This window comes from Leptolyngbya sp. FACHB-1624 (assembly GCF_047649235.1).
GTDB lineage: Bacteria > Cyanobacteriota > Cyanobacteriia > Leptolyngbyales > Leptolyngbyaceae > Leptolyngbya > Leptolyngbya boryana.
In genome coordinates, this window is record NZ_CP180258.1 from 508805 (window position 1) to 534757 (window position 25953).

26 protein-coding genes, 1 tRNA gene and 1 other RNA gene are annotated in these 25953 nt (G+C 47.4%); 7 read left to right on the forward strand and 21 right to left on the reverse strand.

Annotated elements, in window-relative coordinates:
- The first annotated feature begins 141 nt into the window (after positions 1–141).
- Positions 142–765, forward strand: coding sequence for a hypothetical protein (locus tag ACMUEV_RS02340; RefSeq protein WP_197693229.1), 624 nt, complete (start codon positions 142–144; stop codon positions 763–765).
- A 123-nt stretch (positions 766–888) separates the two neighbouring features.
- Positions 889–973, forward strand: a tRNA-Ser gene (locus tag ACMUEV_RS02345).
- Positions 974–976: 3 nt separating this feature from the next.
- Here the strand turns inward: ACMUEV_RS02345 and miaB are convergent.
- The 8 genes from miaB to ACMUEV_RS02385 form a co-directional block, all read right to left on the reverse strand.
- Positions 977–2329, reverse strand: a complete 1353-nt coding sequence (gene miaB, locus ACMUEV_RS02350; RefSeq protein ID WP_190648506.1) for a tRNA (N6-isopentenyl adenosine(37)-C2)-methylthiotransferase MiaB — start codon at positions 2327–2329, stop codon at positions 977–979.
- An 80-nt stretch (positions 2330–2409) separates the two neighbouring features.
- Positions 2410–2727, reverse strand: a complete 318-nt coding sequence (locus tag ACMUEV_RS02355) for a hypothetical protein (RefSeq protein WP_017290905.1) — start codon at positions 2725–2727, stop codon at positions 2410–2412.
- 330 nt (positions 2728–3057) lie between these two features.
- Positions 3058–3813, reverse strand: a complete 756-nt coding sequence (locus ACMUEV_RS02360; RefSeq protein WP_190648504.1) for a DUF6816 family protein — start codon at positions 3811–3813, stop codon at positions 3058–3060.
- A complete protein-coding gene (locus ACMUEV_RS02365; RefSeq protein WP_190648501.1) occupies positions 3810–5015 on the reverse strand; it encodes a 4-hydroxy-3-methylbut-2-enyl diphosphate reductase in 1206 nt (401 codons plus the stop codon). Before ACMUEV_RS02365 ends, ACMUEV_RS02360 begins: the two co-directional genes overlap by 4 nt.
- A 39-nt stretch (positions 5016–5054) precedes the next feature.
- On the reverse strand, positions 5055–5900 hold the full coding sequence (locus ACMUEV_RS02370; protein ID WP_017290902.1) for a GDSL-type esterase/lipase family protein: 846 nt from the start codon (positions 5898–5900) through the stop codon (positions 5055–5057).
- A 147-nt stretch (positions 5901–6047) separates the two neighbouring features.
- Positions 6048–6449, reverse strand: a complete 402-nt coding sequence (locus tag ACMUEV_RS02375) for a clan AA aspartic protease (protein WP_415354783.1) — start codon at positions 6447–6449, stop codon at positions 6048–6050.
- A complete protein-coding gene (locus ACMUEV_RS02380) occupies positions 6437–6703 on the reverse strand; it encodes a hypothetical protein (protein WP_190648499.1) in 267 nt (88 codons plus the stop codon). Before ACMUEV_RS02380 ends, ACMUEV_RS02375 begins: the two co-directional genes overlap by 13 nt.
- A gap of 49 nt (positions 6704–6752) precedes the next feature.
- Positions 6753–7250 (reverse strand): sterol desaturase family protein, encoded by a 498-nt coding sequence (locus ACMUEV_RS02385; protein WP_017290899.1) that lies wholly within the window; start codon positions 7248–7250, stop codon positions 6753–6755.
- Between the two features lie 89 nt (positions 7251–7339).
- Between ACMUEV_RS02385 and ACMUEV_RS02390 the strand changes: the two genes are divergently transcribed.
- Together ACMUEV_RS02390 and ACMUEV_RS02395 are read left to right on the forward strand one after the other, a co-directional pair.
- The gene (locus tag ACMUEV_RS02390) at positions 7340–7657 is read left to right on the forward strand and encodes a c-type cytochrome (protein ID WP_190648496.1); all 318 of its coding nucleotides are present in this window, start codon (positions 7340–7342) and stop codon (positions 7655–7657) included.
- Positions 7658–7710: 53 nt separating this feature from the next.
- Entirely contained in the window at positions 7711–8142 is a 432-nt protein-coding gene (locus tag ACMUEV_RS02395) for a hypothetical protein (RefSeq protein WP_190648493.1), read from the forward strand.
- A 62-nt stretch (positions 8143–8204) separates the two neighbouring features.
- Here the strand turns inward: ACMUEV_RS02395 and ACMUEV_RS02400 are convergent, their stop codons facing one another.
- From ACMUEV_RS02400 to ACMUEV_RS02415, 4 genes are all read right to left on the reverse strand, one after another.
- Entirely contained in the window at positions 8205–8921 is a 717-nt protein-coding gene (locus ACMUEV_RS02400; RefSeq protein ID WP_242044266.1) for a hypothetical protein, read from the reverse strand.
- Positions 8831–9382: a pantetheine-phosphate adenylyltransferase gene (gene coaD, locus ACMUEV_RS02405; RefSeq protein WP_190648490.1), complete on the reverse strand. Its 552-nt coding sequence runs from the start codon at positions 9380–9382 to the stop codon at positions 8831–8833. Before coaD ends, ACMUEV_RS02400 begins: the two co-directional genes overlap by 91 nt.
- 151 nt (positions 9383–9533) lie before the next feature.
- Entirely contained in the window at positions 9534–10706 is a 1173-nt protein-coding gene (locus ACMUEV_RS02410; protein ID WP_190648487.1) for an aldo/keto reductase, read from the reverse strand.
- 26 nt (positions 10707–10732) lie between these two features.
- Complete coding sequence (locus tag ACMUEV_RS02415) at positions 10733–13378, reverse strand: CBS domain-containing protein (RefSeq protein WP_190648484.1); 2646 nt, start codon at positions 13376–13378, stop codon at positions 10733–10735.
- Positions 13379–13477: 99 nt separating this feature from the next.
- Between ACMUEV_RS02415 and psbZ the strand changes: the two genes are divergently transcribed.
- The 3 genes from psbZ (at position 13478) to ACMUEV_RS02430 (ending at position 15658) form a co-directional block, all read left to right on the forward strand.
- Entirely contained in the window at positions 13478–13666 is a 189-nt protein-coding gene (psbZ, locus tag ACMUEV_RS02420; RefSeq protein ID WP_017290892.1) for a photosystem II reaction center protein PsbZ, read from the forward strand.
- A 248-nt stretch (positions 13667–13914) separates the two neighbouring features.
- Complete coding sequence (gene ribH, locus ACMUEV_RS02425; RefSeq protein ID WP_190648481.1) at positions 13915–14490, forward strand: 6,7-dimethyl-8-ribityllumazine synthase; 576 nt, start codon at positions 13915–13917, stop codon at positions 14488–14490.
- 151 nt (positions 14491–14641) lie between these two features.
- Entirely contained in the window at positions 14642–15658 is a 1017-nt protein-coding gene (locus tag ACMUEV_RS02430; protein WP_190648477.1) for a TOBE-like domain-containing protein, read from the forward strand.
- Between the two features lie 80 nt (positions 15659–15738).
- Here ACMUEV_RS02430 and ssrA read toward each other — a convergent pair.
- The 9 genes from ssrA to ACMUEV_RS02475 all read right to left on the reverse strand — a co-directional run bounded on the left by ssrA (position 15739) and on the right by ACMUEV_RS02475 (position 25920).
- Positions 15739–16129, reverse strand: a transfer-messenger RNA (tmRNA) gene (gene ssrA, locus ACMUEV_RS02435).
- Between the two features lie 66 nt (positions 16130–16195).
- On the reverse strand, positions 16196–19459 hold the full coding sequence (locus tag ACMUEV_RS02440) for a caspase family protein (RefSeq protein ID WP_190648474.1): 3264 nt from the start codon (positions 19457–19459) through the stop codon (positions 16196–16198).
- A 271-nt stretch (positions 19460–19730) separates the two neighbouring features.
- Positions 19731–20711 carry an S-layer homology domain-containing protein gene (locus tag ACMUEV_RS02445; protein ID WP_190648471.1) on the reverse strand — a complete coding sequence of 327 codons (981 nt, stop codon included), beginning with the start codon at positions 20709–20711 and terminating at the stop codon, positions 19731–19733.
- Between the two features lie 112 nt (positions 20712–20823).
- On the reverse strand, positions 20824–21798 hold the full coding sequence (locus ACMUEV_RS02450; RefSeq protein ID WP_190648468.1) for an SIS domain-containing protein: 975 nt from the start codon (positions 21796–21798) through the stop codon (positions 20824–20826).
- 3 nt (positions 21799–21801) lie between these two features.
- A complete protein-coding gene (locus ACMUEV_RS02455) occupies positions 21802–23037 on the reverse strand; it encodes an MFS transporter (protein WP_026148975.1) in 1236 nt (411 codons plus the stop codon).
- Positions 23038–23081: 44 nt separating this feature from the next.
- Positions 23082–23501 (reverse strand): fasciclin domain-containing protein, encoded by a 420-nt coding sequence (locus tag ACMUEV_RS02460; protein WP_017290881.1) that lies wholly within the window; start codon positions 23499–23501, stop codon positions 23082–23084.
- An 81-nt stretch (positions 23502–23582) separates the two neighbouring features.
- Positions 23583–24284, reverse strand: coding sequence for a gamma-glutamyl-gamma-aminobutyrate hydrolase family protein (locus ACMUEV_RS02465; RefSeq protein ID WP_017290880.1), 702 nt, complete (start codon positions 24282–24284; stop codon positions 23583–23585).
- Between the two features lie 68 nt (positions 24285–24352).
- The gene (locus tag ACMUEV_RS02470; protein WP_190648465.1) at positions 24353–25135 is read right to left on the reverse strand and encodes an ABC transporter permease; all 783 of its coding nucleotides are present in this window, start codon (positions 25133–25135) and stop codon (positions 24353–24355) included.
- Positions 25132–25920 (reverse strand): ABC transporter permease, encoded by a 789-nt coding sequence (locus tag ACMUEV_RS02475; RefSeq protein ID WP_190648462.1) that lies wholly within the window; start codon positions 25918–25920, stop codon positions 25132–25134. Before ACMUEV_RS02475 ends, ACMUEV_RS02470 begins: the two co-directional genes overlap by 4 nt.
- Between the last annotated feature and the right edge of the window lie 33 nt (positions 25921–25953).

Consider the following 25953-nt stretch of genomic DNA (forward strand, 5'->3'; position numbering starts at 1 on the left):
CACTCTTCTCTCCTAAGAACTTTGAAATTTTAGGAGAATTCGCGTAAATTGTGAGGTCAGTTACGGAACTGGTAACGATCGGCTTGAAGTCATAGCCATCAAACATACCCACCCTTAGTTCACTCGATGCGGAATATTGTCATGGCACACGAAGCAAGTCCCTCTAACTCTCTCGAACTCCAACTTCGGCAGGCACTCGCAGCAGCGTTGCTTGACTCGGAAGCCGTGACAGTGCGGTGGAATGAGCCAGGCAATGTTGAGACGGTCGAAGTTGAAATTGCGGAAGTCTCTCAAAGTAAGATTGCCTATCCGTGGAATCCAGCCGATGCGGAGGCGGAATCTTTCTTTAACGCTTTAGATCAAAAGTTCTCGCTCGATGCGCTGCCAGAATCCGAACTCAACGATCGTGCCGATGCGTTCTTCTCTCATTTAGATACCTTGTTCGCAGCTCCAACTCTGGAAGCTTCTTTGGCTCAGAAGTTTGCAACTGTGCCGCAGGCGATTCTGAATATGATCGCGCGTCAGGCTGAGAAGTTGGCAAACTCTTCAGCAAGTCTGGCGGATCAGTTGGTGCTTTGTGTACAAGAAGCATTGCCGCAGTGGGCAGAAGACGATTTACACGTGCTGGCGCGTCCTTTGGCTTATTCGATGCGCGGCGAAGAACAGAGCGTAAAATCGACCGATTGGGCGAAATTGTCAGAAACTGAGCAGGCGCGCTTAACTTTGGCGATCGCGCAATATGCCTTGAAAGAAATTCAAGACTAATCGTTCCCCACTCCTAAATTGAACTGAACGAAAAAGCCGCGATCGTATTTGAAAGCGATCGCGGCTTTTTGCTGGAAATCAATCCAAAACCACCTGAATAGGATAAGATAATACACGTCCCTTGGAGAGGTGGCAGAGTGGTCGAATGCGTTCGACTTGAAATCGAATGAACCGAAAGGTTCCGTGGGTTCGAATCCCACCCTCTCCGTTTCTACAGACGAGCCTCAATCAGAGGTTGTCCCGTCAAACTGAACGATCTTACTTCGGTAATTCTCACTTTGACGGTTTGACCTCTGAGTTCGTCGATAGAGCCTGCAAAGAACGTCAACCGATTTCCGCGCGTCCGCCCCATCACCTGCGTTGGATCTTTCGGATTCTGAGCTTCTACCAGTACTTCTTCAATTCGTCCTGCATATCGCTGCGATCGCTCTGACGCACTTTGCGACACCAAATGATTCAATCGTTGTAAGCGATCGGCTTTGACTTCTTCAGATAACTGATTCTCCCAAACTGCCGCAGGAGTTCCGGGACGTGGAGAATATGCCGCTGTATTGATCAAATCAAATCCGATATCGCGCACCAAACTTAAGGTGTTCTCAAATTGGGCTTCAGTCTCACCTGGGAATCCAACGATCGCATCAGCGCTAATCGACGCATCTGGCATATATTCGCGAATCGTGTCAATGATTCGACGATATCGTTCGTGCGTATACCCGCGTGACATTGCCTTCAAAACATCGTTATCGCCGGATTGGAACGGAATATGGAAATGCTCACACACTTTCGGCAATTCCGCACAAGCTCGAATCAAACGCTCTGTGAAATAGCGTGGATGACTGGTTGCGAATCGAATGCGATCGATACCCGGTACATCATGCACAAAGTACAACAAATCTGTGAACGTATGCAGATGTCGCCCTTCTGGAGTGGCTCCCGGCAAATCTCGCCCATACGCATCAATGTTCTGACCCAATAAGGTGATTTCTTTGTACCCTCGGGCTGCAAGCTGTTCAATTTCCGCTCGAATCGCTTCCGGTGTCCGAGATTGTTCGATTCCACGCACACCTGGAACGACACAATACGTACAACGCTCATTACAGCCATAAATCACATTCACCCAAGCCGTGACATCGCTATTGCGTCGCGGTTTTGTAATGTCTTCGACAATATGAATGGGATCAGTCGCAACGACTTGCTGACCACTAAAAACCTGTTCCAACAAATCTTCGAGCTGGTTGGCATATTGCGGTCCCATGACTAAATCGAGTTCGGGCACTCGTCGCAGTAAGGCTTCACCTTCTTGCTGTGCGACGCATCCAGCCATGACGATCGTCAAATTCGGATTTTCTTGTTTCCGCTGTGCCTGCCGTCCGAGATAGGAATAAACTTTTTGCTCTGCATTATCCCGAATCGTGCAGGTGTTGTAGAGAATCAGATCGGCTTCGTTGGCTTCTTCTGACCATTCAAAGCCCATTGTTTCTAGAATTCCAGCCATACGCTCGGAATCTGCCTTGTTCATCTGGCAGCCAAACGTCGTGATGTGATAGCGGCGAGCAGCAGTCATGGGCGTTCTCGAAATCTTTGACAGATACCCATTCTAGCTGAATACGACAGAAGCCTCGCATCCCGAAGCTTCTGCCTCATCTAAACTTCTTCACTATCTAATTGCGCGAATACAATTGCACATCCCACAAATGCGATTAATAAAGGCATCGGAGACGCGATCGCGAATCCTAAAGCTGCGGCAAGACCCGTTCCCACCAATGCACTTAAACTCCAGAATCGTTCATCCTGGCTCAAGCCTTTTTCAGCTTTAATGGCGTGTAAAACTGAGCTGGGGATCGGAACAGGCATGACAGAATTGGGCGGAAATGCCCAATAGCTGGAGCGTTCTCTAAACCAGTCTGTCCAGCCATTTGTTTGACACCAATCGGCAATCCATTGTTCGCAGTAAGGGTTCATCTCTAAAAATCGGGTGGGGTTCAAAAGTCAAAAATAGAGTTGTCGATCGTTCAAGATCAGCAACTTCTTCAAATCGCGGTCATGAATCAGATTTTGTGAGAGAGCCGCACGTGGCTCGCTAACACTCACGAAAACGGAATAGTTAAAAAGGGTCAGAAAACTTCGATGCCTTGGATCTTTAGGAACTGTGAGAGTAACAACTCCTTGATCTGTATCGTGAGAATAACAAACTCATGCTTGCCTTTCTAGCGTAAGAAATTAAAGTTTACTTTGGAACTAAGCAGCAATTATCTGTAACATTCACAACAGAAATTAAGTTTTTTGATGAGTCTAATTACTCATTTTGGGTGGCGAGAATTCTAGGCGATATCGATACAATGCGACGGGTGTATTTCCTGCATTGAAATAGTCAGGATCTTGCGGCGAAAGATAGATGGCAGTAATTTGATCTGCTCCAATTTTTCCATCGACAAACTGATAGGCAGTCGTGGTTTCAACCTGGTTTAAGTAGGGTTGAGATGTACTTCTAAAGACTTGTTGAAAAATCTCGCTCGTAATGAATTGTTTGGGATCAGGAGTCTCGATCGCTCGACCTGTAATCGTTGAAGTCAGAATGCGATCGTCTCTCAAAACGGTAATTTGTTTATTCGGAGAATTCGGATCAACTTTGACGGAAAGCACAGCGCGATCGCCCAAATATGCCCGCGCAATATTCAATCCGTTAAAAGCGCGATCGGCAATGACTTGGGTTGGATTCGGTTTGAATCGCACATCAAATTCGATCGGCTGATTCACATATTGCCGATTACTCTCGAATCCTGGCGTGACAATTTTAGGAGCGAGGGGAGCAACGAGATCGATTAAGGTGCTTTTCACATGCCAAGTTCCCGCGATCCAATCGGGGTAGATGAGATCGCCTGTCGCTTGAGAAACGGGTGGTTTATTGTGCCAATCCGGGTAAGCAGAAACGCGATCGGACAATGCACCTGCCCACACTGGAGTCGTGTAAAAGCAGGTGAAAAGCCAAATCAAGCTACACAGCAGAATTTTATAAAGATTTAGGAAGCTGCATCGAACCGATTTCATGCTGGAACAGCCGCTTTCAATTCAAAAATTCGCTCAATAATGTCTGCAACAACTTTATCGGGAGTCGAAGCGCCAGAAGTAATACCTACAACGATTTCGCCTTCAGGTAGCCAATGCTCAGCGATTTCCAAATCTTTGTGCAGTGGCTTATGCTCAATGCGATCGCGAGACAGAATCCGTTCCACGCTATCGATGTGATAAGACGGAATTTTGTAGTCGATAGCAATTTCCTGCAAATGTGTTGTATTCGAAGAATTGTAACCCCCAATCACAATCATCATGTCCAGTTTCTCTTTGACGAGATCGAACATTGCATCTTGCCGTTCTTGAGTCGCATCGCAAATCGTATTAAAACTCAAGAAATGCTGATTCAATTCATTCGGCGGATACTTCTTCAGCATCGTGTGTTCAAACAATTTGCCGATTTGCTCAGTTTCGCCTTTGAGCATCGTGGTTTGATTCGCGATGCCAATTTGAACTAAATCGCGCTCGGGATCAAACCCGACAGAAGTTGCGTTCTTGAATTTGGTCAGAAATTCTTCGCGATTGCCACCGTTTAAGATGTAATCGGCAACGTATTGCGCCTCGGCTAGGTTCAATACAATCAGATACTTTCCAGCAAACGAACTGGTTGCAACCGTCTCTTCGTGATTGTATTTGCCGTGAATGATCGAGGTGTAATCACCTTTTTTGTGTTTCTCCACGGTATTCCAAACTTTAGAAACCCAAGGACAAGTGGTATCGACGATCGTACAACCGCGATCGTTTAACAACTGCATTTCCTGCACACTGGCTCCAAAGGCGGGCAGGATCACGACATCCCCTTTTGCCACTTCTGAGAAATCCTTCTGTCCAGCCGCAACAGGCGTAAACAAGACATTCATTTCTCTCAATCGCTGATTTACCGAGGGATTGTGAATAATCTCATTCGTAATCCAGATCCGTTCGGTTGGAAAATGTTGGCGGGTTTCATAAGCCATTGCGACAGCGCGTTCAACGCCCCAGCAGAAGCCAAACGCTTGCGCCAGTCGAATCGTTACATCGCCGCGTTTGAGCGTATAAGCTTGCTCACGAATTTCCTGAATCAAGTTGCTCTGATATTCGGACTGCATAGTATCTGCAACTTCCGCATCATGTCCGAATCCTTTGCGGTGATAATTTTCAGAACTATTGAGCGATCGCTTAAACGCCTTGGTATCCATTTCACAACTTCCTCGCGCCTACGATCCGATCATAAAACACTAACGCAGCGCCAATTGATTGAAAGTTTGAATTGCTGATCGCCAAACTAAATATCCTTGGGTGCTGAGATGCAAGCCATCGGTGGTTAAGTCCGATCGCAAAAATCCTTCTTTGTCAGCAAAAAGCGGCTGCAAATCTAGAAATTCAACCTTGGTTTGATCGGCTAATGCGGCTAAACGGCGATTAAATTGGTAAATTCGAGCATTTGACAGGGCTTCAACCTGAGTTGCATTGGCAGTGGTAATTTCTTCTTTTGCACGAGGCAACAGCGACTGAAGAACAATTTTTGATTTGGGATGAGATTTCTGCAATTGAGCAATGATGTCGGCTTGGGCATCGAGAATCTCTTGCTCAGAATTGCCTTTGAGCAAATCATTAATTCCGACCATGACGAAGATAGCTTCGGGTTGCGTTTGATCAAAGAGTTTCAAGCGTTTTGCTAAGCCCGACGCGGTTTCACCAGAAATGCCTTGATTGAGCCAAGTGCGATCGCTTGGTAGCAGATCTTGAGGAAACCAAAGCGTCAGCGAATCTCCTGCCATCACGATTAAGCGATCGGGTTTTCGTTTGATCATGGCTTTCGCTTCTTTTTCAAGCAGATCGACCCAATCCTGATACGTCAAAGATCGACCCAACGGCATCGAAGCAGCTTGTGCGACAATCTCTGGGGTTTCAACTGCTTTTGCAACGGTTGCAGTCCGAGCGGCGGGGGGATAGAGCAACGTTTCAGTGAAATAGCGATCGCCTAAGAACCACAATCCTAACGTTGTGCCGAATACGACATTGGTGACAACAGATAGATAAACCCAACCTGGAACGGTTTTAGAAATCGGAGACACTGCCACGATGATTCGCTTTGTATAAAAAACACTGTCGGATCTTATAGCCCAAAATCCGCCTGTTAATAAAGAAATTTAGAAGATCCATAAAAGAAATTCCATTGCCTGATCGTGAATGTCAAACGCTGGCAATTCGGATATGAGAATGTTGCGTTACTGTAAATTCTGATTCAGTTCATGAAACGCTTGAATCTTGACTTCACCGCCTTCAATCGTGTCAAACTGCACTCGATAACCGTATAGCAAACTCATCCCAGCTAAAGGGGTAGCATCTGAAGCGTTAATGTCAATTCGTCTAAATGCTCCATCCCAAATCACAAAGCCACTGTACACGTCAAAAATGACTTCACTGCCGTCTGCTAAGGTTCCTTCTTCCCGACTGTATGGCTTCAGGTTGAGCGTAGATAGAACTGAATGAGGCAATGTCAGAAAACCTGTAAATCCAGTGTCAATAATTGCATCAACGACCTGTCTTTCTGTATCTGCATTGCCAACAACGAGTCGAACTGTCGCTTCACAATTTTGATCAACAACTCCATGAATCAGTACAGCAATCGAATACGTCCATAGCGGTGAACAGCTTTATGTCCGATCCGAATTCTCCAAATTTGGGCATCAGGCAACCGTTCCAGCAGGCGATCAGAGGCGGTGATCGTATCATCCGCAACTTCAAACGCTCCTGTCTCAATGTCGATCGCGACAATCTTGCCATGATGGCCTTCCTCGATCTGAGGACGAATCTGAGTTTCGTAAATCTCATTTCCCCGTCGAGCAAATTCTTCTTTGCTGTAGCGCAGTTCGGCTGGCATAGTTTGAGTCTCAGTTTAGGACTATAACTTTCATTTTAGTTCAGGCATTCTATCGCCAACGCAGTTCTAGATATCCTCGTTCCGGTTGGCTCAATTCTTGCTCTGTCAACCAATCGACGAGCTTATAAGTTCCAAATACATGATCCCACCAATCGACAGCTAAGCCAAAATTGTGATGCCACATGCCATATTTGTGGTGCACGTAATGTACAGGCATCTTCATCCAAAAACATTTCGTCGGATTTTCATGCTGGAGTTGATGCGCGTAAGAAGAAAACGCAGCGTAAACTAATCCGCCTAAGAACCAGCCGATGCCAGCCTCGATCGACACAAAAAACAACAATCCCATAATCAGAATCGTGCCTTTGAGATAATCAAAAAATTCCCAAATCACGCCTTGCCCTTCATTGCGGCGATGGTGATCGCGATGCCGTTCGCCCAATTTGTAAGGCTTGTGCATGAGTCGGTGCACCCAGTACTCGACCAGACTCGCGAGAACAAACGCGATCGCAAAACACGCAACGCCAATAGCAATTTTCCCGATCACAACAAGCTCCTGATTTCCTCACAACATTTGCTATTGTGCCGAAGAAATCTGGAGTATGTCAAAATCCAGAAAACTGATTTGCAACCTTAATGCTGAAATTCATTGCCATTCTCTTAAGTGCTGTTTTACTTTTTTCCTCGCCAGCTTGGGCAGACAATTCACCTGCACAGTTATTTGAGCTTCAATGTGCAGGCTGTCATGTAAATGGCGGCAACATTATTCGACGCGGAAAAACGTTGAAGCTGAAAGCCTTAGAAAAGAATGGATACGGGACAGTCGAAACGATCGTAGCAATTATCACTAATGGAAAAGGAAATATGTCTGCCTACAAAGATCGCTTGAGCGAATCGGAAATTCAATCCGTTGCCGAATATGTTCTCGATCGCGCCCATCAAAACTGGAACTGAAACTGAAATCTTGATGTATCGTGTTGAACACAGGATTATATAAGGATACAGAGATGTCGCAACAAGTTGTTGGCTGGCTGCAAGAAATTAAAGACCTACAGCAACAAGTCAAGGCAGCCCAAGCGTCAGAGCAGGCTGCTCATGCGAGTGCTGATAATTGGCGCAGACGCTATGAGATTGAAGCAGAACAACGCCGTTCTGAAGTTCTTGCACTACAAGATGCGATCGCTCAATTGCACGCAGAACTCGATCGCGTCAAAACTGCCTCGTACGCATCCGAAACTGAAGTAGAATCCGAAATTTTTGAGATGCAAACGGTTCCAGAACTTCAGGCGAAATTAGTTGAAGTGTGGAGCGATCGCAATCAACTCGCCCAAGATCTGCAAGCTGAACAACTCAGCCACAGCGAAACTCGCAAAAGCCTAACCACTGCATTAGGAGATGCAGTCGAAATGCTCTCAAATTTGAAAGCAGGACAAGGTTAGGACGGATCGCCGCATTCGGTGAAGCCGAAACTCAACACTTGCGATAGGTTCGGCTTTGCACTCTACTGCTGCGGCTTCCGTTGCTCTGGATTGTTCTTCGGCGGCATTGGCTTAGGTGGAGCAACTTGTTGTGGTTGCGGCTGATTGATCTGCAACTGTGCCCGACCATTGCGGACAATTCTTAGCATCTCTGTCATCTGCGATTCCATGTCGCGCAGCACCTTATCGGCATACTCATCCGCGCCATTTTGCACGTCTTCGCTTTCCTCGATCGCCATGCGACGCATCTCTTCTAGATCTTGCTGAGCTTGGCGACGCATCTGCTCAATTTGGGCGATCGTTTGCTGCTGTACTGCTTCACACTCTTGCTGTACCGAAAGGCGAATTTGCTGCGCTTCTTGCTCTGCCCGTTGAATAATACCGGACTCATTCATCAACTGAGCCGCTCGACGTTCTGCCTCTTCGACAATCTCTTGAGCATACTGTTCTGCCTGATCGAGAATCTCATCTCGATGGCGGGCAATTTCGACCGCTTCATGAAATGCTTCGGGCAAGCTCAACCGCACTAGATCTAACTGATCGAGAAACTGCTCTTCATCAATCAGCGTGCGACGCGATAGCGGAATTCTGGGGCTGTCGAGAATCATCTCCTCCAGCCGATTCAACTCTCTTTGAATATCGAGACTTCCTACTCTTTGCACGTCTCTTGCACCATTGTTGCGGCGTTCGGGAGCGGTGAATCCGTCAGGGCTGATACTGGGTGATTCTTGGCGTAGCATCGGTAAATATCTTCGGCGACATGGGTAGGAACAAGATGGTCGATCGAACCACCAAATCTGGCGATTTCTCGAACAACACTACTGCTCAGAAAACTGTGCTCGTTCGAGGTGGCAAGAAATACCGTCTCGATTTGAGTCGATAATGTTTTATTGGTGTGTGCCATTTGTAACTCCATCTCAAAGTCGGAAACGGCTCGTAATCCTCGTAAGAGGGCAGATGCGCCTCGCAGTTGAGCGTAAGTTACAGTCAAGCCCTCAAAACTATCGGCTTCCACATTGGGAATGTGCTGGACTGCGATCCGGATCTGCTCTAAACGCTGTTGAACAGTAAAGAGCGGAGTTTTGTTAGGGTTTCGCAGAACGGCGACGATCACTCGATCGAACAACAGCGCACCTCGCTTAATTAAGTCGAGATGTCCGTATGTAATCGGGTCAAAACTGCCAGGATAGATCGCAATCACAGAAAAAATTCAGTGCCTGCACTGAGGGCAATAAAACAGAATCTCCTTACTTTACCCTGTCCGAAAAAGTTTGCACGTTTAAATTTGCAGAAATTTCTAATTTCGTTTCGATGTTTACGGATGGATGAGGAGCGTCGATCGAGAAATTCTTCTATTGTTGCGATAGACGTTTCACGGTTTCGCCTCCCAGCAGTTGATCAGCCTCACGCAGAACGTCGAGAATGCGATCGCGAAATGGACTGTCTTGTAAAACAGGGCGCAATGCTTCTAGATCAATTTCACTGACGCGCGCGCCCGGAAACCAATGGCTGGCTTGACCCAGCAGGTTGTAGCGCATCTTCGCATAATCGACTAAATCGTAAGCGATCGCTAAATTTCTCAACCAGATCACTGTATAAAGATTTAAGCGTCCAGGAGTTTCATCGACCGAGGGTAAGCCAACGTGCCACCGCTTAAACCAATCTTCTCCCAATCGCTCGATCGCGGCTTGCTCTAGACGGTGAATGATTGGAGGCAGAATTTCATCTGCGCGATCTATCCACGCCAATGTTTTCAAATGCTCATCGAAATCAGTCGGTTTCGCGGCTCCAATACTCAAGGTATGAACCTGAGAATGACTGAGGCAGAACAAATCATTAAACACAACTGGAGAAAGCGGTGCACAAAGTTCTCTTAGCCTAGCTGGAGGCTCGTGCAGATTGCCGCCTTTATTCGTCGGGCTGATGATAAAAACGCCCATATCGTGAGCAGTAGCAGCAGCGATCGCGCTCCAATTCAGTTGATTGATGTAGTACCAATGCAGATTGACGTAATCGAATTGATTGGTTGCGATCGCTTGAATAATCAAGTCGGTTGCACCATGCGTCGAAAAGCCCACATGGCGAACTTTTCCTTGGTCTTGCAGCGATCTCACTACGTCTAAACAGCGAAGCGCATCTTCAAATGTTTCCGTGTCATTAATGCCGTGCAGTCCGAGCAGGTCAACATAGTCGAGTTTTAAATAGCTCAGTGAAGTCTCAAACGTTTTTCTAAATTCGTTTGGGTCTGCCACAGGTGCAACTTTGGTTTGAGCAATCAGCTTCTCGCGGGGCAATTTTGGCAGAATGTTGCCCAATTGCATTTCAGAAGAACCATAGCCGCGAGCCGTTTCGATGTGATACATCCCTAATTCAAACGATCGTCGAATTGTCGCTTCTAAGTTTGCCTGCTGATCGTTGGGGACTTCATCCGGCGCAACATCTTGCCATTTGAACTGATATCGCATTCCTCCGCAGGAAAAAACGGGCATTTGCAGTTCGGTGCGTCCAAAACGTCGATATAGCATTCGTCGATCGCCTAAAAGTTCAGACCCTATGTTAACGGATACCGTTTGTGTAGAAAGGCTTCAGCTTGTGAACGATCGCTAATCTCTCCGTCAAGCGTTGCTGCTAGCAAGTCGTCTAACATTTGCTTAAACTGCTTTCCAGGTTTGTATCCCAAGGCTTTGAGATCTGTTCCATCAATTGGTGCTTTGACCAATGACCAGCGCGAGAAATACGTCCAGATCAATCGCCGGATGGTTTTTGAACTTCTGACGGCAACTAATATCAGTGTTTCCGAGCTAAACAGTTTGAGCAATTGCACCATCTGGCTGGTCTTTTCACAGTGCGGCAATTGCTCTAACTGGCGTTCAATTTCTGCTAAATTTGCCAGCCGCTCGATCGCATCTGCGGGAAGCTGTAAGGCTTGAGCAACGTTTGCTCGATCGTCAATTTTCGCAATCAACACTTCGAGCAAAATTTGCCAATGCGGAATGGTCATGTCACATCGCTGTAACCAATCTGCAAGCCTCATTTGTCGCCAGAGGGCTGCATCTAGCTTGAGCATAGGGTGAATACAAGTAAGAGCATCCAGATCAGCAAGTTTGCGAATCGCTGCTCTCCAGTACGGGGCTTGCAAAATGTATTTCAATTCTGCTTTTAGTCGAGTTTGCAATGCTGGAACAATGCGATCGCGCTGTTCATACACACCACTGTCGATCGCATGTCGAATATAGCCTTCGGTCTGCGGTTCGAGGACAAATCCCAATCGCACAGCAAACCGAACGGCGCGATAGATTCGAGTTGGATCTTCAATGAAACTATTCGCATGTAGCACTCGGATTTGCCGCGATCGCAGATCCAACACTCCCCCAAAGAAATCGAGCAACTCACTCGATCGCGGATTGGTCAATCTCAAAGCCAAAGCATTGACGGTAAAATCACGTCGATACAAATCCTGCCGAATCGAACTGGCTTCAACTTCTGGGTTCGCTGCTGGATAAGGATAAAACTCAGTTCGTGCCGTTGCAATATCAATCCAAAGTGAATCTAAGTCTGTATCGTTATGCCAAAGGAGTGCTGCCGTTTGAAACTTGCCGTGGATTTCTAATCGAGCTTGAGGATAGAGTGTTTGCAACGATCGAGCGAGTTCGACTCCCGCTCCAACCGTTGCCGCTTGATGAAAGCCATCTACGACCAAATCAATATCAATGAGCGCGACGGGTTCAGATGGATCAGCCAGTAATAGATCTCGGACGGCTCCGCCCACTAGATAAAGATGCCAGCCCCGTTCTGCGGCGGCTTCAGCCGCGATCGTCAAAAGCTTCTGAAACGGTTCTGCAAATCGCTCCAATCTCAAGAGATATCGGAGTGGAAACAAATCTTTTTCAGGCTCTTTTTTACCCTGATGCAATTGCCGCAACACATCCGTGCGCGTGACAATGCCAACTAAGTTTCCCTGTTCTAAAACTGGAAGCCTGCCAATGTCATACGTCACCATCAACGCTTCGATCTCTGGGAGTGAAGTCTCTGGTGTAATTGTCTTCAAATTTGAAGCCATATAGCCCTTCACTGGCGCATGGCTAAACCCATGATGCAGCGCGATGTCTAAATCTCGACGGGAAATCACGCCAACGAGTTGATCCTCTTGATTCACGATCGACAATCCCGAATGCCCATACCGCAACAAAATCCGCTGTGCATCCTCGATCGTCGTTTCAGGTCGGATCGTCCGCACAGGTGAAGACATCAATTCGCGCGCACTCAAAGGCTTGGGAATCTGCGCCTTGAATTGTTCAATTAAGCGATCGAGAAATGCCTCCGCATCGACATCTCGCACACTCAGCGAAGCGGCTTTTGCATGTCCCCCGCCTTGGGGTTGAAAGAGGTCATTCAGATTCGTCCCGTCAATATTAGATCTTCCAATTACGGTTAAGGCTTCTCCTGTCCCTCTGGAATAGCGATGCCCAAGTAAAAGCGCATCACTTTCGGTCAACTCCATCAAGCTCGAAGCTAAACTCGACAGCCCAGGTACAAATTCCTCTGTTTCGAGCATCACCCAGGCAATCGTATTTCCCTCAATCTCTTGAGTGTGTAAATGCTTCATCGCTGTGCTCAGAAGTGCCTGCAACTGAGGAGATAAACCTGGATCGACATATTGCGCGATCGCTTTTAAGCTTGCCCCTTGCTGCATTAGCCAACCGAGTGCCATCGCATCTCTCGCCGTCGCATGATCAAACGTCAACGAACCTGTATCGACATGAATTCCCAATGCCATCACAGTGGCTTCAATTGGTGTGATAGAGATTTCTTCCGCTTGCAACTGTTCGACAACAATTGTCGTAGTCGCGCCAACGGCATCAAAAAATGTGTGTTCAGCCGAAATATCTCGATCGACTTCAACATGATGGTCATATAGAGTAATTTCCACCTGCGGCAAATCGAGCCATACAGCCGTACTGCCTAAGCGATCGCGCATTTGAGCATCTACGACCGTAATCGATCGAATCGATTCTGGCTTGACCGACCGCCGCTCAATCATCGGATACTCATCTCGATGCAGCGCCAAAAAATCTCGAACTGGAGGATGCGCTCCTCCCGACAAAACGATGCGAGACTGCGGACGTAACCGACTCACCCCAACAGCCGCGCCGAGGGTATCAAAATCCGCTGTTGTATGGCATAGAATCACGTCCATGTTTTCTGATAACGTACTAATCAGGACTTTTCGATCGCGTCTCGGTTATTTATAAAAAGAAATTGAGACACTCACAAACGCTGTTTTAGGGAGAGAAAAATGACATTCATTTTCCAACTCGCATTGTTGGCACTCGTTTTATTTTCGTTCATCATGGTCGTTGGCGTACCTGTCGCTTACGCTTCCCCCCAAAACTGGGACACCTCCAAGCGCTTACTCTATCTTGGCTCCGGAATCTGGTTTGCTTTGGTGATTGTGGTCGGGCTTTTAAACTATCTCGTGATCTAAATTCATGCGTATACTGGGGAGGAACTTGGGGTTCGTCCCCAGTTTTTTGAGTTTACTTGAAGATCTCTCAGTGTTAGTACGGAGAAGAAACTCTAAAATCTGTGGACTCAAATGTAAAATCTAAATAAATAGAGCGATCAGCACTATTCAAAGCCTAAGTTCCCAAGTTAAATTTAAGTGAATCCTCGGAGAAACTCTCTTTGGGGAAAACTGGTAGCTATTGAAGTGTTGATACTCAGATTCAAACGATGACAATTTTTGAAGGAACGTTCTCTCAGACCGAATCTCTGCGGTTTGCGATCGTGGTTGGGCGATTTAACGACCTCGTGACCACCCGCTTGTTAGAAGCTTGTCAAGATTGCCTGAAGCGCCACGGAATCAATGTTGATCCGCATGGCACACAGGTTGATTATGCCTGGGTTCCAGGTGCATTTGAACTCCCTCTAGTGGCACGCCAATTTGCGCTGTCAGGGCGATATGATGCCGTCATTTGTTTGGGGGCTGTGATCAAGGGTCAAACTCCTCACTTTGATCATGTGTCTTCAGAAGTCTCGAAAGGGATTGCTGCGGCAGGTTTTCAGACTGGCGTACCTGTCATTTTTGGAGTCTTGACGACTGATACGATGCAGCAAGCTTTAGAGCGCGCTGGCATCAAGAGCAATTTAGGCTGGGAATATGGTATGAGCGCGCTGGAGATGGCAAGTCTTATGCGACAAGTCAAGGGCAGTGTGAACAATCAGCAGTTCAATCCTTCTCTCTCTTCGTCTCTCCCGCATACGCTGCCTGTGTCTCATTCCGAATCCACGGGCAACAATGTCCATTAAGTTTTAGGTTTGTGGTTGAATGTTTTCAAGACATCTCTTTCGGGGATGTCTTTTTTTTTGCGATTCCTTTAACCAATCGATCGCGGGATTATGTTATAAAACTACAGTAATCTTATCAAGAAAGTGGGAATTCCCTTTCGAGGTCAATGCCGTGGGTATCGTAGTACAGGACGTTTCTAAGCGATTTGGCAGTTTCCAGGCCGTAGATCAGGTCAGTTTGGAAATCAAAAGTGGCTCGTTGGTGGCACTTCTAGGGCCATCAGGTTCAGGTAAATCGACGCTGCTGCGGCTGATCTCAGGATTGGAAAGTCCAGATTCAGGACGAATTTTTCTCACGGGCGAAGATGCGACCGATCGCAGTGTCCAGGATCGCAATATTGGCTTTGTGTTTCAGCACTATGCTTTATTTAAGCATCTCACCGTGCGGCGCAATATTGCATTCGGCATGGACATCCGCAAAATGAATGCTGAAAAGGTCAAACGCCGTGTGGACGAGCTTTTAGAACTAGTGCAGTTGACGGGGTTGGGCGATCGCTATCCGTCTCAACTCTCCGGAGGACAGCGGCAGCGGGTCGCATTGGCGCGAGCATTAGCAGTAGAGCCGAAAGTTTTGTTATTAGATGAGCCATTTGGAGCTTTAGATGCGAAAGTGCGCAAAGATCTGCGGGCTTGGCTGCGGCGACTCCATGATGAGGTACATGTGACGACCGTGTTTGTGACGCACGACCAGGAAGAGGCGATGGAAGTCTCGGACGAAATCGTAGTGATGAATAAGGGCAAAGTCGAACAAATCGGTACGCCTGCCGATGTGTATGATCATCCGGCGACGGCATTTGTGATGAGTTTTATTGGCCCAGTGAACGTGCTGCCCAGTTCGTCTAGAATTTTTCAAAATAATGGCTTTGATTCGGCGCATCCGGAGATGTTCTTGCGACCACATGATGTATTAGTCGAAACCTCTCCAAATGGTTCGACGGTTGCTGCGCGAGTGACGCGATTGATTCACTTAGGTTGGGAAATTCAGGCGGAACTGACGCTGGATGATGGACAAGTCGTGTCGGCACATCTGACCCGCGATCGCTTTGATGAGTTGAATCTTGTTCCTGATCAACGGGTGTATGTCAGACCCAAAGACGCAAAATCTTTCCCGCTCTATTATTCGATTTAATCAAGATTCGATTCAATCGATATTCAACTCTATCAATATCGATTGAATCAATCATTCAATGAGTAAAAGTCAATCAGCAAAAGTGGAGCTGACGGGAGTCGAACCCGTGTCCAAACTGGGTATTAGCTCTATCAATCATTCACAGGTTTAGCTTCTCTAATCCTCGAAGCGGGAACTGTCCTTTGTCCCGGACAATAGGATGCTTTGGTATTGTCTTAGCTAGAATGCCGACCAAAGGCGAAATTCTAGAGCAACCGTTGGGGTTGTGCTTACTATCTTTAACGGTGTCAGACGGTAAGCGCTCGAACCTGAATTAGAGGTGTTTTATGCTGCAACAGGTGCAGTTTTACGAGCGAAAGGTACGATGTTGTTTGCATCTATTTTTTTGAGCCTAGATTTACGAGAGTGGACTCCCTCTCGACCTGCATCTCGATGGAACGTTCGCCAACCTGTCGAAACCGTTACAGCCCCGTGATGTTTTCCTAGTATAGCGCGCATTTTTTGGAATGCGATCGCTCACCTTCAAGAACACCCCATTCAAGAACATCCTATTGTCCGACTTCCCGCCAATTGACAGCCTGTCTCCATCAGTGAGTTGAGATCAAGGTTCCAAATCTTCAAGCCATACTGGTTGCCGACACTGGACAAGGATTGGTCATTGGCGGTGAATGTCAGTTGCTCGATCGGATCTTTAGCGCCGAGGAGGGTTTTGAGGAAAGTTCCATCCTGCATATTCCAGAGACGAATCGTGCGATCGCGTCCGCCGGATGCCAAAATTTGTCCACTAGCATTAAAGCTTAAACTGGTGACTTCCTCTTCATGCCCGGTCAGCGTTTGCGTGGGAATGGCTTCGCGTTCGGTCGTTGCTGAGCCAACATTCCAAAGTCGAATTGTTTTATCAACTCCAGCGGATGCGATCGTTTTGCCGTCCGGTGTGAAAGCCAAATCGTTGATGCCTTGCCCGACTGCTGTGCGGTCGTGACTGCCGAGGAGAACCGGATTTTGACTATCGGGATACCATAGATGGATGGTGTTCGTTGTGGTTCCAGCCGCGAGGATGCGACCATCAGGACTGAATCGAATCACACTCGCGACTGCATTATGTCCTTTAAAGGTGTCGAGGATGCGACCATTTGAGATGCCCCAGAGTTTGATCGTCTGATCGGCACTGCCCGATGCGAGAACTTCACCGTCGGAGCGGAAACTGAGGGCTGTGACAGCTTGAGTATGGGCAGCTAAAGTTTGAATCAGAATGCCTTTTTCGACATCCCAAATTTTGATCGTCTTATCTGCACTTGATGAAGCAAGGCGTTTTCCATCTGGACTGAAGATGAGTTTGGCGATCGCAGCTTTGTGTCCACTCAATTCTGTTTCACGTTGTTGAAGTTGAGCGTCGTTTTGTCGCCAAATCTGAATCGTGTTCTTGCGCGTTGAAACGGCAAAAGTTTTTTGATCAGGACTGAGAGTGACATTTGCAAATCCAGCACCGATTGGTGTTGAGCTACCTTCAGCCATCGAGACAGCTTGTTGAAGCGTGGCGATCGCGCTCAATTTCAAACTCTCTGGCACAAAATTCCAGGGACGATCGACGCTTTGCAACATTTGCCCCGCTTTGAGGGCGGTTGCTAAGGCTTGGCTGTCTTGATTCGACTGCATTTGCGTTGTTGCAGTGCTGGAGAGGGTTTGAACCTGATGAATCCGATCGTTGCGGTACATATAGGCTCCAATGCCTGCCATGCTGAGCGTAACGACTCCTAGCGTTTTGAGCGCCGTTGTTGCCAGTTGGCGAGTTTCAGGGGCTTGTGTACGCTCAGCCGCTTTGCTCCAGGCAGTATTCGCAGTTTGATGGAGGTTGCGGGTGGAGCGATCGAGATTTTGAACCGCATCAGTGGCGATGTGATTCGCTTCAGCCACACTTTGACGATAAAGAGTTTGACCAGAATTTGCGGCTTGGCGGGTCGCCTGGCTCAGCGAACCGATCTTTTTCGAGAGTGAGTTGCGAAGGAGGGACACTTGCTGTTTCGCCTGCGTTTGTTGGGATGTTGCAAAGTTCCCGACCGATTGGGTGGCTCCGCGAACTGTTCCATTAAACGCGATCGCTGCCGAATTCCAGCGTTTTTTTATCACGCGCTGGAAGCGCTGAATCTGCCGTTGAGTGTCAGGGCGTGTTCGAGAGGGTTTAACAGGCGCGATCGAGTCTGCAACTTCAGGCAAAGCGTGTTGAGATTCAACTGAGTGGGAGCCGAGTGCGATCGATTCTGCGAGGTCGGAAGCAGCGGCTTCGTGTTCTGTTTCGATCTCGTTTGGTGGACTTGGTTCTTGCGTCAGTGGAGCCGACTCTACCCATTCGAGGGAAACTTCCGAAACGGCAGGGGCTATTGCGATTGGCTCGACCACTTCTAACCGTGGTTCTTCGATAGGACTCGGTGCGAAGGAAATCGGAGAATCTGCAACGGGTTGTTGAATCGAGTTAAGGTCTGAGATAGGTTCTGGTGCAGCGGAAACGTTGGCTTCTGGTTGTGTTTCCTGAAGTGAAATTGGTTCTGGGATTTCTGGTCGCGCCAGCTCGATCTCATCAATTGCTGGCTCAATGGGTGGAGTCGGTTCGACCGGAATCTCTTCGACTTCTGGAGCTTCAATTAATGGGGTTGGCGGGTTTGCGTCGAGAACAGAAGGCTCAACGAATTCCGAAACAGGCTCTTGCGCTTTTGGCAGGACTGGCTCGATCGAGATTACTTCTGGGATCGGTTCAGGAGCAGGTTGTTCAGGAACAATCTTTTGGAAGGGTGGAATCGTTGGCTCGATCGTGGTTGGTTTCTCGATCGGGGGTGGAATGAGGTTTTGCGCATCAAGCGTTGGCTTGCGTCTCGAGGCAGATCGGGCAAGCGGTGGTTCAATATCAGGTGCTTTGATCTCTGGAAATAGATACTCTAATGGATCTTTGGGGCGAATTCCGATTGGGAGTTGCAGTTGGGCATTACCGAATCGAGCAGGTTTTTGCACGATGGCTTTGGAAGAACGATTTTCTCCATCTCGGTGCAGCCATTCCAACTGCTGATTCGTGCGATCGATGTATTGAATCATGCGATCGTGAACGTAATTTCCCAAAACAGAAGCTGTGACGATGCCTTGAGGATTTGCGGCTCCTCCGCGCAATCCTTCAATCAAGAAATGGCTAAAAATGCTGTGACCCAATTCGGGAAATTTCCAGGACTGTTGCTTGTGATCGCAAGACAGTAACGCCTGAAATCCGGGATTCTGAGATGCGCGTTGCCGAAACATCTCGCTCAATTGCCAGGTTGGATTATCTAAAATTTCAGGTGTATCAGTTTGCAGCGTCATTCCATTTGCATGACATGCATCTATCCAGAGGATTTGCTGTTTTGCCGCGCAGTTTCCAAGTGATCCCAAGAGACTAATCGCGCTTAATCCCGTTTGCAGCATGGCATCTTTCTGCGTGTCAGCTAAGCAGAATACGACTTGCTGCATTCGCGAGTCGAGTGCCCCATGTCCAGCAAAATAGAACAGAACTGTATCGTCTGGCTTGGCATGTTCCACAATGTCTTGCAGGCTCGATCGCACTTCGCTCAGGGTCGGGGGTAGCGCGTTATCGTGATGCAGTTTCAGGCTGGTATCAGGAAATTCCTGAATGACTTCTGTGAAGGCATCTGCCAGCCGCTGAGTATCGACTGTGGAGTATTGCAGGATCGGAAATCGCTGATCGTGGTACTGGCTAACTCCCACAAGGAGAATCCAGAGTTTCGCTTGACCAGTTTTGAGCGCGAGTTGGGCGTGACTCATGGCAAAGGAATTATTGACGCTAATTCAGAATTCGCAACAAGAAACGACGCACCCGGTAAGTTCTGCTACTTGAAATAGTCCGAATTATGTCCGATTGTGGCGTATCAGCTTCGGGTGAGTCAAACTCTAGGTTAAGAACTTCCGACGGAAAAAAGCGGCAAAAGTTCGGATCAGGCGAAAAAATTTATGGAATTGGAGGTTGCGTGAAGTGATCGTAAATTTACGGAGAGGTGGGGAGTAGGGAGAAAAAACATGCCCCACTCCCTACTCCCTACTTCGTCGGTGTAATCCGCCCCTCTTTCACCAGTGCTTGATAGATCAGCGCTGCCGCATCTGCTCGCGTTGCAGTGCGAGTTGGAGTGAGTTCTTGAGGACTGGGATATCCTGTGATGAGTCCTGAGTCGATCGCGGCTGCAACTTTCTCTTGTGACCATTTTGGCAACTGGGCTGCATCTTTAAAGTTTGTCAACGTTTGCGCTACAGGCGTTTGAGGTTGAAGTTTTAACCCTGCGGCAAGTGCGACTTGAAGCTGATATAACGGGATTTGCTGATCGGGACGGAAATCGCCTTCCGAATATCCACTCATAAATCCAGTCTGAATCGCATCATCGATCGCGGATTTTGCCCAATAATTTGCAGGCACATCTTGAAATTCAACGCTTTGTCGCTGTTTCGGTTTCCCAAATGCTTTGCCTAATAAGGAAGCAAATTGTGCGCGGGTGAGCGATTCATTTGGCTTAAAGACTCCACCGTCAAATCCGCTAATAATTCCACGACGTGACAATTCCCCAATATAAGCGCCTGCCCAAAAATCGCTGGGCACATCTGAAAATCCAGTGATTGGCTTCGCAACTCCTGGCGATGCAGGAGTATTCGGCGACGGAACCAGATTTGGCAACGCAGGATTGGGAGCCGGAACAGTTGCGATCGGCGTTTGAATACTGGGAACCATCGTTTGCACATTAGGCTGTGGTGCATCTGTCGCCTCAATTTGCGGAACAGCTAATGTCGCTTGCGGTAGAGGTGATGCGGGTGCTGTTCCGACGATCGCATTCGGTGCAGCCGTTCCACTCGGTAAAGGCGGAGAAGAAGCCGTAGGTTTTGGTGAACCTATCAGGGAGCCGAGATCAAAGCCAGAGTCTTGCTGACCCAGTGCCCAGAAGAAGATGCCCCCAATGCTAAGGAACGCCACAAACATCGCGATGAGTTCATCGGACGTGAGACGATGACGAGGATCTGGAGAAGAAGTCATTTCAGTAGGAATATTACTTTACGGAGCTTTATTCACACCCAAATCCTAAAGCAATTTTCCAACCAGCGATAGAGGGAAACGCAAAGATTGGTGAACCTTAGTTAGGATGGGCTTAAGTCGTGAGAGATTTTGCAATATTTCTGGGTCGGTCAACATCTATCCCGCGTAGGGTTGCTAAGTGGTAAGCCAACAGTTGCAAAGCCACAACTGCAAGGAATGGACTGAACAATTCGGGCACTGATTTTGCGGTTATCTCGATCACATGATTTCCATGAGCACGAATCCGATCGATTGTTTTTTGTATACGAGAATCATCTTCTGTCACGATCGCTAATGTCGGAATTTCTGCATCGAGCAATGCGATCGGACCATGAAGAAATTCTCCGGCAGCATACCCTTCTGCATGTGTGTAAGTTGCTTCTTTGAGTTTCAATGCGCCTTCTAATGCAATCGCAGTATTAATTCCCGAGCCTAAAATGATCAGATCGCGCGTTTCTTTTAGAGTTTGAGCAAGTTCAACGATTGTATTCTCATTTAGCAATTTCTCCATTTGTTGTGGGATTTGCTTGAGTGATTCAAGATGTGATTCAAATTCTCGATCGCTGAGTTTTTGATTCTCATGTGCAATTTGAAATGCTAACTTGTAAAAAAGTACAATCTGTGATGTAAATGTTTTAGTTGCAGCAACGCTTTTCTCTTCACCTGCATTTGTATAAATTGTGTGATCAGCAAATCGAGTAATTGTGCTGTCAATTCCATTGGTAATGGCAACTTGCTTCGATTGAACTTGTTGAAGTGCAGCAATTGTATCGGCTGTTTCACCAGATTGTGTAATCGCGATCGTAATTGTATTTGGAGTTTCCAGCAGTGGGGCTGAAAGAGATTCAGACGACGATCGCACTTGAGTAGGAATTTGAGCAATCTGCTCAAATAGAAATTGCCCAATCAAACCTGCGTTCAGGCTAGTTCCACATGCCAGAATGTTGATGCGATCGGGAATTCCAATTGAAATTGTCCGATCGAGTTGATGACGAATCACGTCTGGCTGTTGGTGAATCTCTTTGAGCATGAAATGAGGAACATTCATCGTTCAACCCACTTTAGAAACTGCATACGGATCTTTTCCATACCCCAAGGCGAATCGAAATGAATCAGCAACGCTCTTACTCGATAACGTCATAAACACAATCAAACCAGCAAACGCCACACAAGCCGCAACGAGATACAAACTGCGATAGCCGACAATATTAGAAACGAGACCCAGAATCGGACCTGCCAACGCAATTCCTAAATCGAAACCCCCGACAAATAATCCAAAAATTCGTCCCCGCTCAAAAGGCTGACAGCGATCGGCAACTAATGCAATCATAATCGGCAAAAATGTGCCGCCTCCAAATCCTTCGATCGCTCCGGCTAAGAGAAATTGATTGGCATCGGTTGCTTGCCACAGAACCAGCATTGAGATGGCATAGCCCAACAGACCAGCCGTAATAAATCGACCTCGCCCATAGCGATCGCTGGCTTTTCCTGCGACAAACCGGGTTAAAAAGCTTGTGATTGCTGCTGCTGTGTAGAACAGTCCTGGATTCAGTCCAACTCCTGAATCTTTGATATAAAGCGGTACGAATGTTGCGATCGCACCAAATGCGATGCCGACGAGCAGCATGGTAATCGTTGGAACTCGAATGCGATCGCTGATCAACAACTGCCAGAACTGATCTTTTTCTTTTTGGTCTTGAGGAGCATACATGACAGGCGGAGCTTTCACAAACATCGCACAAGTCATACTAATCAAGCCAAGAATTGAACTCATCACAAACACAGGTGCATAAGTCGTCAACTCTTGCAGATATCCGCCAAGCGCTGGTCCTAATGCCATTCCAATCGGATTGACCAAGCTCATGTAACCGATCAACTCCCCGCGATTTTCTGGCGGTGCAAGATCAACGACCAGTGAACTATAAGCGGTTGTGAAAGCTGCAATACTCAGTCCATGAAATGCTCGAATCAGCATCAGGACTGGAATCGATTGGGTCAGTAAATGACAGACTGGAGCAAGGGTTGCGGCTGAAATTCCAATCAGTAGCACAATCTTTCGTCCCTGCTGATCGGCTGTCTGACCAGCTTGAGGACGAAAGAGTAATAACCCGATCGCAAATGCTCCCATTACCATACCAAGTTGATCATCGGGCGCGCCGATCGATTTGACATAGAGGGGCAAGGTGGGAAGCAGGCTTGCTAGACTTGCCCAAAATAGCAATCCTGCCGTAAATAGCACCCCTAAATTCCGCTGCGTCCGAGGGGTCAACTTGGCAAACGTACTCAAAATCCTGTCCTGTGCAATGAAGAGATCTTAGGATAGCAAACTGTTTAGCCTCCTGCGAGCAGTGCAGGCATCAACACACCCTCGATCGCATGAATCACGCCATTTTCTGCCAAGATATCGGCTTGTGCGATCGCCAGATCATTCACTTTGATGCCGCCTTGATGATCGACTGCAATCACTGAGCCTTCTAAAGTAGGTGCTTCTTCAATCTCAGTCAAATCCTCAAACCTCACATCTCCTGGCAAAACGTGATAGCTCAAGACTCTCCGTAGTTTGGGCAAGTCTTGTAGCAATTCATCTAGCATTCCCACTGGTAATTTTTCAAAGGCTGCATCGGTGGGAGCGAGCAGTGTAAAAGACCCATCGAGATTTTCTAATTCGGGTGCGATTCCGGCTTTGTCGATCGCGCTCAACAACGTCTTAAATGATCCGACTTCAGCCGCTGTTTGCAAAAGATTCGTCATTGTTTTCGTGTCCTGTACTATTGCTCTTTCTCTAAGGAAAGAACATTGCCCGCCTAACTCGCATCGAACGTAAGAGAGAACTCATTTCTTACAAGCGTCTATAAACGATCGAAAGAATCTCTGATGCGCTGGATCTTGCATGGACAATTCTGGATGCCATTGCAACGCGATCGCCCAAGGATGCTCTGAATGCTCTAACGCCTCGATTAATCCATCGTTGGAGCGAGCCGCCAACTTCCACACATCCGAATGAAACTCAACTGCCTGATGATGCCAAGACACAATATTCATCTGAGTCTTGCCTAATAGCTCCGACAATCGGCTCTCAGCTAGTACTTCAATCTCATGGGGAATCGGACGACGCGGATTATCTAACCGATGATCAATGCTATCTCCAAAGACTTCGGGCACATGCGGAATCAATCCGCCTCCCGTTGCCACCGTCAAAACCTGCATTCCCCGGCAAATCCCCAGTACTGGAATTTCCCGCATCAATGCTAACTTTGCTAGCGTAATCTCAAACGTATCGCGATCGTCATCTATTCCGTAAATCTCAGGATGATCTTCGCCATTGTAATGAATCGGATGAATATCACCGCCCCCGGAAAGAATTAAACCATCGATCGCATCGAGCAACGATTCAAGATGACTTTGAGTGGGAGGAAGCAAAATTGGATTGCCGCCAACCGATTGCACTGCATCGACATAAGTTCCAGGGAGCACAACTTCATTGGTCGCATTGCGGCTGTGGGTCGTAATTCCGATTAAGGGCGCACGAGTCATAGTCTGAGTGAGAGAACAATGACAATAGCTTAACCAGTTCTGCTCGATTGGATCGAGTACATTCGCTACTAACTAGATGCACTGGTGTAGAATCTCAGCGCAAATCGCCAAAAACTGTGTGCAACAAATAAAAGTGCGATCGCTAAACCTCCCGCTCCAAGCATCCATTCAAACTCGACTCTTCCTAACATGGCTTCGGCTGGAATGGTCGTGAGAAAAGCAACGGGAACAATAAACGTAAAAAAGAATTGATACGCGATCGGATAAGCTGCCATTGGATACCGTCCCGCTTCAATCAATCCCCGCAACACTTCTGTCACATTGTAGATTTTGACAAACCAAATGCTTGTCGCCCCCAATATGAACCACAAGCTATAGAGAATTGCTAATCCGAAAACTAATGGAATCAGACTGAGCAAATACGCATTTACACCAATCCCCAATCGAGTGCCCGCATAAAAAATGACGATCGCGCCAAAAATAATATCGGGAATTCCCCAAGGTGAGATGGTATGCCCAGACAACCAAAACTGAGAACTAATCGGTTTTAGCAACACAAAATCCAAGGTTCCTTCCTGCACATGCCGCACAATTCGGTTCAGATTGGGTGCGAGAAAGGTACTGGAAAAGCCTTCTAGTAATGTGAATACTCCCACAACGATCAATGCTTCTTCCCATCTCCATCCAGCAAAGGTGTAGCCTGTTCGATAAAAGAGAAATAATCCAAACAAACTTCCGACTAATCCGCCTAAGCTTGTCAGTGCTGCGATTAGGAAGTTAATGCGATACTCTAGTTCAGCAGCGATCGCAGTACTCCAGAACAATCGCAGCACTTGAAAATACCGTCTCATGCTCCCATCCCCGAATATTGTTTCAAGCCTTGCTGCCACAACCAACGATTGAGCGCGAGAAATCCGACAATCCAACCTGCCATCACTAAAAATCCTTGCGCTGGATTCGTTGGTAATCCAACCAGCAAGCTCGCTGGAAAATTGACTAAGTAAGGGAACGGCGTAAACAAAGCGAGTGTTTTCACGACAGGCGGAAAGACTTCAAGCGGTGCAATCACCCCAGACAAAAATAGATACAGCAAAAACCAGAATTCTTGCAATGAACTTGCCCGCTCTGTCCAAAACGCACAGAGTGCCAAAGTGTACTGAATCAGAAAGTTTAGCGAGAAAGCTAATACGATCGACACCACAAACAGTAACACTGTTCCAACGCTCGGAACCCAGATTGCAGTTGGGTAAAGGAGAAAGAATAAGACAATTAGTAGTATCGCAAATGGAATCCGGGCAAACCGTTCTGAGACATGCGAAAACACATGATGCCAAGCCGGATCAAGCGGTTGTAACAATCTGAGTGAAAGCTTCCCCTCAACAACTTCCCGTTCAAACTCCCAAATCACCCACACAACCGTCAATTGCCGCACTAAAAACACGGCTAAAAAGTAGCGTGCAAAATCGGTCGGAGACAGTCCAAAATTACTTTGCTGAGAAGCTTGTATCCATACTCCCATCAAAATAATAGGCAGTGATCCTGAAAGCACCCACAGAATCAACTCTGCTCGATATTCCACCATATAGGCGTAATACACCAGCAATAAGGTTTTGAACACACGAAAGAGTCGTTTCATTTCTATCTAGATATGGGATGGCATTTACGATCG

Excerpts from the sequence above, each read along its gene's own strand:
- ACMUEV_RS02340 (WP_197693229.1), top strand. The coding sequence starts at position 142 with ATGGCACACGAAGCAAGTCCCTCTAACTCTCTCGAACTCCAACTTCGG.
- miaB (WP_190648506.1), bottom strand. The coding sequence starts at position 2,329 with ATGACTGCTGCTCGCCGCTATCACATCACGACGTTTGGCTGCCAGATG.
- ACMUEV_RS02355 (WP_017290905.1), bottom strand. The coding sequence starts at position 2,727 with ATGAACCCTTACTGCGAACAATGGATTGCCGATTGGTGTCAAACAAAT.
- ACMUEV_RS02360 (WP_190648504.1), bottom strand. The coding sequence starts at position 3,813 with ATGAAATCGGTTCGATGCAGCTTCCTAAATCTTTATAAAATTCTGCTG.
- ACMUEV_RS02365 (WP_190648501.1), bottom strand. The coding sequence starts at position 5,015 with ATGGATACCAAGGCGTTTAAGCGATCGCTCAATAGTTCTGAAAATTAT.
- ACMUEV_RS02380 (WP_190648499.1), bottom strand. The coding sequence starts at position 6,703 with ATGCCAGCCGAACTGCGCTACAGCAAAGAAGAATTTGCTCGACGGGGA.
- ACMUEV_RS02390 (WP_190648496.1), top strand. The coding sequence starts at position 7,340 with ATGCTGAAATTCATTGCCATTCTCTTAAGTGCTGTTTTACTTTTTTCC.
- ACMUEV_RS02395 (WP_190648493.1), top strand. The coding sequence starts at position 7,711 with ATGTCGCAACAAGTTGTTGGCTGGCTGCAAGAAATTAAAGACCTACAG.
- ACMUEV_RS02400 (WP_242044266.1), bottom strand. The coding sequence starts at position 8,921 with ATGCTACGCCAAGAATCACCCAGTATCAGCCCTGACGGATTCACCGCT.
- ACMUEV_RS02410 (WP_190648487.1), bottom strand. The coding sequence starts at position 10,706 with ATGCTATATCGACGTTTTGGACGCACCGAACTGCAAATGCCCGTTTTT.
- ACMUEV_RS02415 (WP_190648484.1), bottom strand. The coding sequence starts at position 13,378 with ATGGACGTGATTCTATGCCATACAACAGCGGATTTTGATACCCTCGGC.
- psbZ (WP_017290892.1), top strand. The coding sequence starts at position 13,478 with ATGACATTCATTTTCCAACTCGCATTGTTGGCACTCGTTTTATTTTCG.
- ribH (WP_190648481.1), top strand. The coding sequence starts at position 13,915 with ATGACAATTTTTGAAGGAACGTTCTCTCAGACCGAATCTCTGCGGTTT.
- ACMUEV_RS02440 (WP_190648474.1), bottom strand. The coding sequence starts at position 19,459 with ATGAGTCACGCCCAACTCGCGCTCAAAACTGGTCAAGCGAAACTCTGG.
- ACMUEV_RS02445 (WP_190648471.1), bottom strand. The coding sequence starts at position 20,711 with ATGACTTCTTCTCCAGATCCTCGTCATCGTCTCACGTCCGATGAACTC.
- ACMUEV_RS02450 (WP_190648468.1), bottom strand. The coding sequence starts at position 21,798 with ATGAATGTTCCTCATTTCATGCTCAAAGAGATTCACCAACAGCCAGAC.
- ACMUEV_RS02460 (WP_017290881.1), bottom strand. The coding sequence starts at position 23,501 with ATGACGAATCTTTTGCAAACAGCGGCTGAAGTCGGATCATTTAAGACG.
- ACMUEV_RS02465 (WP_017290880.1), bottom strand. The coding sequence starts at position 24,284 with ATGACTCGTGCGCCCTTAATCGGAATTACGACCCACAGCCGCAATGCG.
- ACMUEV_RS02470 (WP_190648465.1), bottom strand. The coding sequence starts at position 25,135 with ATGAGACGGTATTTTCAAGTGCTGCGATTGTTCTGGAGTACTGCGATC.
- ACMUEV_RS02475 (WP_190648462.1), bottom strand. The coding sequence starts at position 25,920 with ATGAAACGACTCTTTCGTGTGTTCAAAACCTTATTGCTGGTGTATTAC.